Source organism: Serratia sp. CY71090, assembly GCF_052166845.1.
GTDB classification, from domain to species: Bacteria; Pseudomonadota; Gammaproteobacteria; order Enterobacterales; family Enterobacteriaceae; genus Serratia; species Serratia nematodiphila.
In genome coordinates, this window is record NZ_JBJNOA010000024.1 from 1 (window position 1) to 5,467 (window position 5,467).

The 5,467-nt window shown below is 52.0% G+C and carries 5 protein-coding genes, 4 tRNA genes and 1 other RNA gene; 2 read left to right on the forward strand and 8 right to left on the reverse strand.

The window, feature by feature from the left end:
* The 6 genes from ACJ8OK_RS24175 to ACJ8OK_RS24200 all read right to left on the reverse strand — a co-directional run.
* A partial coding sequence (locus tag ACJ8OK_RS24175; protein ID WP_045142993.1) for a GTP-binding protein occupies positions 1–218 on the reverse strand: 218 nt, incomplete at its 3' end.
* Between the two features lie 109 nt (positions 219–327).
* Positions 328–403 (reverse strand) — tRNA-Thr (locus tag ACJ8OK_RS24180).
* A 6-nt stretch (positions 404–409) separates the two neighbouring features.
* Positions 410–484 (reverse strand) — tRNA-Gly (locus tag ACJ8OK_RS24185).
* 36 nt (positions 485–520) lie between these two features.
* Positions 521–636, reverse strand: a non-coding RNA gene (locus ACJ8OK_RS24190) — RtT sRNA.
* A gap of 46 nt (positions 637–682) precedes the next feature.
* A tRNA-Tyr gene (locus ACJ8OK_RS24195) sits at positions 683–767 on the reverse strand.
* Positions 768–792: 25 nt separating this feature from the next.
* Positions 793–868, reverse strand: a tRNA-Thr gene (locus ACJ8OK_RS24200).
* 396 nt (positions 869–1,264) lie between these two features.
* Here ACJ8OK_RS24200 and ACJ8OK_RS24205 point away from each other — a divergent pair.
* Both ACJ8OK_RS24205 and coaA read left to right on the forward strand, forming a co-directional pair.
* On the forward strand, positions 1,265–1,813 hold the full coding sequence (locus tag ACJ8OK_RS24205) for a GNAT family N-acetyltransferase (RefSeq protein WP_060558200.1): 549 nt from the start codon (positions 1,265–1,267) through the stop codon (positions 1,811–1,813).
* Positions 1,814–2,032: 219 nt separating this feature from the next.
* On the forward strand, positions 2,033–2,983 hold the full coding sequence (gene coaA / locus ACJ8OK_RS24210) for a type I pantothenate kinase (RefSeq protein ID WP_025304936.1): 951 nt from the start codon (positions 2,033–2,035) through the stop codon (positions 2,981–2,983).
* 47 nt (positions 2,984–3,030) lie between these two features.
* Here coaA and birA read toward each other — a convergent pair whose 3' ends face one another.
* Both birA and murB read right to left on the reverse strand, forming a co-directional pair.
* The gene (gene birA, locus ACJ8OK_RS24215) at positions 3,031–3,993 is read right to left on the reverse strand and encodes a bifunctional biotin--[acetyl-CoA-carboxylase] ligase/biotin operon repressor BirA (RefSeq protein WP_004929427.1); all 963 of its coding nucleotides are present in this window, start codon (positions 3,991–3,993) and stop codon (positions 3,031–3,033) included.
* Positions 3,990–5,027, reverse strand: coding sequence for a UDP-N-acetylmuramate dehydrogenase (gene murB / locus ACJ8OK_RS24220; protein WP_048326866.1), 1,038 nt, complete (start codon positions 5,025–5,027; stop codon positions 3,990–3,992). Before murB ends, birA begins: the two co-directional genes overlap by 4 nt.
* Positions 5,028–5,467 lie beyond the last annotated feature (440 nt).

A 5,467-nucleotide genomic window follows, 5' to 3' on the forward strand; every position in this document is an offset into this window, starting at 1 on the left:
GGGGTGTCATACTCAACGTGGGAGGTGTTGATGGTGATACCACGAGCTTTTTCTTCTGGCGCGTTATCGATCTGGTCGAAAGCACGTGCAGAACCGCCGTAGGTTTTAGCCAGTACGGTAGTGATCGCTGCAGTCAGGGTAGTTTTACCGTGGTCAACGTGGCCGATAGTACCGACGTTAACGTGCGGTTTTGTACGTTCAAACTTTTCTTTAGACATCGATTGTCCCTCTAAGACACGGATAAATCGGTGGTATCACCACATCAACCAAGCATTTGCTCGTTGAATCCAGAACAGAAAGAAAATCAGGGGGCGAGAAATTAAGAAGTGGTGCTGATAGGCAGATTCGAACTGCCGACCTCACCCTTACCAAGGGTGCGCTCTACCAACTGAGCTATATCAGCACATCTTGGAGCGGGCAGTGGGAATCGAACCCACATCATCAGCTTGGAAGGCTGAGGTAATAGCCATTATACGATGCCCGCATCCTGGAACTCGGCTACCTGATTTTTCTGTAGAATTTTGGGATGGAGCAGGATTGTTCATCACTCGGCTCGCATCCTTCGGGCCGGCTGCGCCTTGCGCTGCACAGCTCGAACCTTGCCGAAGGCTTTCGCCCTCTCCTCCCGCCATCAACCGTTGCGGTATTTATCGCATCTCAGTTAATCGCCGAAGGCAAGATTTGGTGGTGGGGGAAGGATTCGAACCTTCGAAGTCTGTGACGGCAGATTTACAGTCTGCTCCCTTTGGCCGCTCGGGAACCCCACCAGATTTTAACTACTTGTGACTTGAATGGTGCCGGCTACCGGAATCGAACTGGTGACCTACTGATTACAAGTCAGTTGCTCTACCTACTGAGCTAAGCCGGCATCAAGTGCAGCGCATTCTAGGTAGAGCGGGCGACCTATGCAACAAAAAAATTGCTTTACGCGCACTTTCGCTCATAAATCAGTCAATTTTGCATACTGTCATGCAATTTGCAGCCTGCGGCGTGCAAACATTCATCACTCGCGGCAATCATTCTCTACAATTTTATCCACTTTTTGCAAGCCTTGAGCGCCGCTTTCTCCGTGTCGGGCTTCTCAAAACACTTAACCCGCGATGGTAAACTGTGAGCGGGATCGATGCACCAAAAAGGGGATACCTGCCCCGAACTGCGGCGTGGGCTACACTGATCCCTCGCCCTTTTGCCGTTGCTATGCCTTTCGCCGCTGTGGCTCAGTTATTGCTTCTCTTCATTACCCCCATCCCAGGAGGAATGACCGATGAAAATAGTGCCTATCAACGCCGCTACGTTGCCGATTTACCGCGATGAATTGGCCCGCCTGTTGACCGATGCCGTCACGCACGGCGCTTCTGTCGGTTACGACACCTTAATTCCTCACGAAGACGCCGAGAGCTACTTCCACAGTCTGCGACCGGCCCTGGCCAAAGGCGAGCTGCTGCTGTGGATTGCCCGTGACGATCGCGGCGTCGTTGGCACCGTGCAACTTGAGCTTTGCCAGAAGCCGAACGGCCGTAATCGTGCGGAGGTAGTGAAGCTGTTGGTGCATAGCCGTGCTCGCCGCAACGGCGTAGGTCAGGCTCTGATGAAGACGCTGGAGTACGCGGCACTGCAGCAGCAACGCGGGCTATTGTATCTGGATACGCAGGTCGGTTCGGCGGCAGAAGCGCTTTATCGCAGCCTGGGTTATCGCTGTTTGGGTGAGCTGCCGGATTATGCAGCGGGTCCCGATGGGCATTACCATCCGACCGTCATTTATTACAAACGTCTGTTCACCGTAAGTCAGCCTTCGCGCGCCATCGCCAGTTAGTCTTCAGGCGGTATCCGGCTCTGATGATACCGCCTTGTAACCCCGCTTTATCAACTGCGCACCGCTTCGCACAATTGACATAAACTGCTGCCTATCGACAACTTTTGCGAAAAAAGTCTACGCCAAAAACGAAGCTGTCTATAATATGCAGCTTGTTTATTCTCTGGAGTTGGCGTCCGGCGCCTTTCCCAACCTGCGTTAACAGGCAGAATTTGGCTTATGATAAAAAGAGATCAATCTTTAGCAACGCCTTACCTACAGTTCGATCGTACCCAATGGGCTGCGTTGCGAGATTCGGTGCCGCTGACGTTGTCGGAAGAAGAGATCGTTAAACTGAAAGGGATTAACGAAGATCTCTCGTTGGAAGAAGTTGCGCAGATTTATCTGCCGCTGTCACGGCTGTTGAACTTCTATATCAGTTCCAACCTGCGTAGGCAGGCGGTGCTCGAGCAATTCCTCGGCACCGACGGGCAAAAGATTCCCTATGTCATCGGCATCGCCGGCAGCGTAGCCGTAGGTAAGAGCACAACCGCACGTCTGTTGCAGGCGTTGTTGAGCCGTTGGCCAGAACACCGCAGCGTTGAGTTGATCACGACCGACGGCTTCTTGCACCCTAATAAGGTGCTGAACGAACGCGGCCTGATGAAGAAAAAAGGCTTCCCGCAGTCTTACGATATGCATAGCCTGGTGAAATTCGTGTCGGAAGTGAAATCCGGCGCCAAACGCGTCACCGCTCCGGTTTATTCCCATTTGATCTATGACGTTGTGCCCGAAGGTAATAAAGTCATCGAGCAACCGGATATTCTGATCCTGGAAGGGCTTAACGTATTGCAAAGCGGTATGGATTATCCTCACGATCCGCATCGCGTATTCGTTTCCGACTTTGTCGACTTCTCTATATATGTCGATGCGCCGGAGACGCTATTGCAAAGCTGGTATATCAATCGTTTTCTGAAATTCCGTCAGGGCGCATTTTCCAATCCCGATTCTTATTTCCATAATTATTCAAAATTGCCGGAACCGGAGGCGATTAATATCGCCACGCAATTATGGAATGAAATTAACGGATTGAATTTGCAGCAGAATATACTGCCCACCCGTGAACGCGCCAGCCTGATAATGACCAAAAGCGCTAACCACGCCGTTGAAAGCGTGCGTTTAAGAAAGTAAGCCTACCGATCGATTCAGGGGACATTACTGTCCCCTTGTCTTTCTCACTATTCCGCGCTGCGCAGCGATATCTCGCCACCGATGAAGGGCTTGATCTCCCCGTCCTGTTCCAGTAGCAGTGCGCCCTGTGAATCGATTCCTCGGGCGATACCCACAATCTGCCGCTCGCCAATCAGCAGCTTGACCGGCCTGTCGATAAAGTTATCCAGGGTACGCCAGCGACCGATAAAGGGCGCGAGTCCGTCTATCTCAAACTGTTTCAATGACTGACGCAGTTCATTAAGCAAGGTTGCAGCCAGTTCATTGCGATCGATCTGAATTCCCGCTTCCTGTAGGTTAATCCATCCCTGAGTAATGGCGCTGGCATTGGTATCACGCATCGCCAGGTTGATGCCGGCGCCGATGACCAGTTGGGCCGCATCACCGGTTTTTCCCGTCAGTTCGACCAGGATCCCCGCCAATTTACGATCGTTCAGATAAAGATCGTTAGGCCACTTCACGCGCACATCAGCCGCACCGAGACGCTGCAAGACCTCCGCCATCACCATCCCGATCACCAGGCTAAGCCCCATAGCCGCTGCCGGCCCCTGCTCCAGTCGCCAGAACATCGACAGATATAAATTAGCGCCGAATGGCGAGATCCACTGCCGCCCGCGGCGCCCTCGTCCAGCCTGTTGGTATTCAGCGACGCAGGCATCACCAGAGTGCAATTCGTCGATGCGGTCCAGCAAGTATTGGTTGGTGGAATCGACCACCGGCAACACGCTTACACGCTTGTCTTCCAGCAGGCTGAGGATTCGCTTGGCTTCCAACAGCTGGATGGCGCCAGGCAGGCTATAGCCTTTTCCGGGCACGGTAAAGACATCCAGTCCCCATTCGCGAATGGTCTGAATATGCTTATTGATCGCCGCGCGACTCATGCCCAGTGACTCACCGAGGTGTTCACCGGAATGGAATTCGCCGTCAGCCAGCAGCGCGATCAGTTTTAACGGCACCTTGGTATCTTTCATGACAGCACCGCCACGGCATTCAGTTCACCGGTCGCGCCAATAAAACGCACCTCAGGTTCCAGCCACACGCCGAATTTATCAGCCACCGTCTTGCGTACGTGGCGCGCCAACGCCACCACATCCTGACTGTGGGCGTTGGCGATGTTCACCAGCACCAGCGCTTGTTGGCGGTGTACCGCAGCGCCACCGATACGATATCCTTTCAGTTCGCATTGATCGATAAGCCATCCGGCGGCCAGCTTCACCTGGCCATCCTGCTGTGGATAATGCGGCATAGCGGGATATTTAGCGATGAGTTCTGCGGCTTTCTCTGCGTTCACCAGCGGATTCTTGAAGAAGCTGCCGGCATTGCCGGTTTCACGTGGATCGGGCAGCTTGCTGCGGCGCATGGCGCATACGGATTCAAATACCTGAAGCGGCGTCACCGTGGCAGGATCCAGCTTGGCCAGATCGCCGTAGCTCAATTTGGGTTGCCACTGTTTGTTGAGACGCAGACCCAGCCCGACAATGACATGTCCGGTCTGGAAACGGTGTTTGAAAATACTTTCCCGGTAGCCAAAACCACACTCGGCAGCCGGAATACGATCGATAGCGCCGGTAGAGAAGTCCAGCAGATCGACATACTCGCAGACGTCTTTCAATTCGACGCCGTAGGCGCCGATGTTCTGGATAGGGGCGGAACCGGCCAATCCAGGAATCAATGCCAGGTTTTCCAGACCGCAGATCCCGGCCTGCAGCGTATATTGCACCAGGTCATGCCAATTTTCACCGGAGCTGACGTGGAGATACCAGGCATCGTTATCTTCCCGAACATCAATACCCTTCAACTGATTGACCATTACTGTGCCAGAAAAATCCTCCAGGAACAGCACGTTGCTACCTTCACCGAGAATCAGCAACGGCTCCTGACGCTTGCGCGTTTGTTGCCACACCTTGAGCATCAGCTCAATTCTATCGGCCATGATCAGGTGCGCTGCGTTGACCGGGAGCGCAAACGTATTGTGGTTTTTTAAAGACGCGCTTTCAGTAGACATAACGTTCAGTACCCATACGGAAATAATCTTCCGCCTAGTCTACTCGATTCGAGGCGTCTGGCTAATATTTGTTTTAATTAACGTGAAATTTATCGACTAATACCCTGAAGAATTAAGATTTATCTTTGATATAACCGGATAATTCTCATCAGTCTGTTCATAGATAGATATTTTTATTATTTAAATAATAATCTGGAACTATCAATTATATATTTAGCTGGCTATTTCCCTAGCAAAGAAACATTATGCCTCCTTATAAAGATAAGCTACATATGCCCAAAAAGGCATTTTTCAAAGTAATAGATACTGTCAGGATATTTATTTTACGCATAGCAAAAAGCCCTGAACGTCAGTTCAGGGCTTTCGGCTTTATTTGATGCCTGGCAGTGTCCTACTCTCGCATGGGGAGACCCCACACTACCATCGGCGCTACGGCGTTT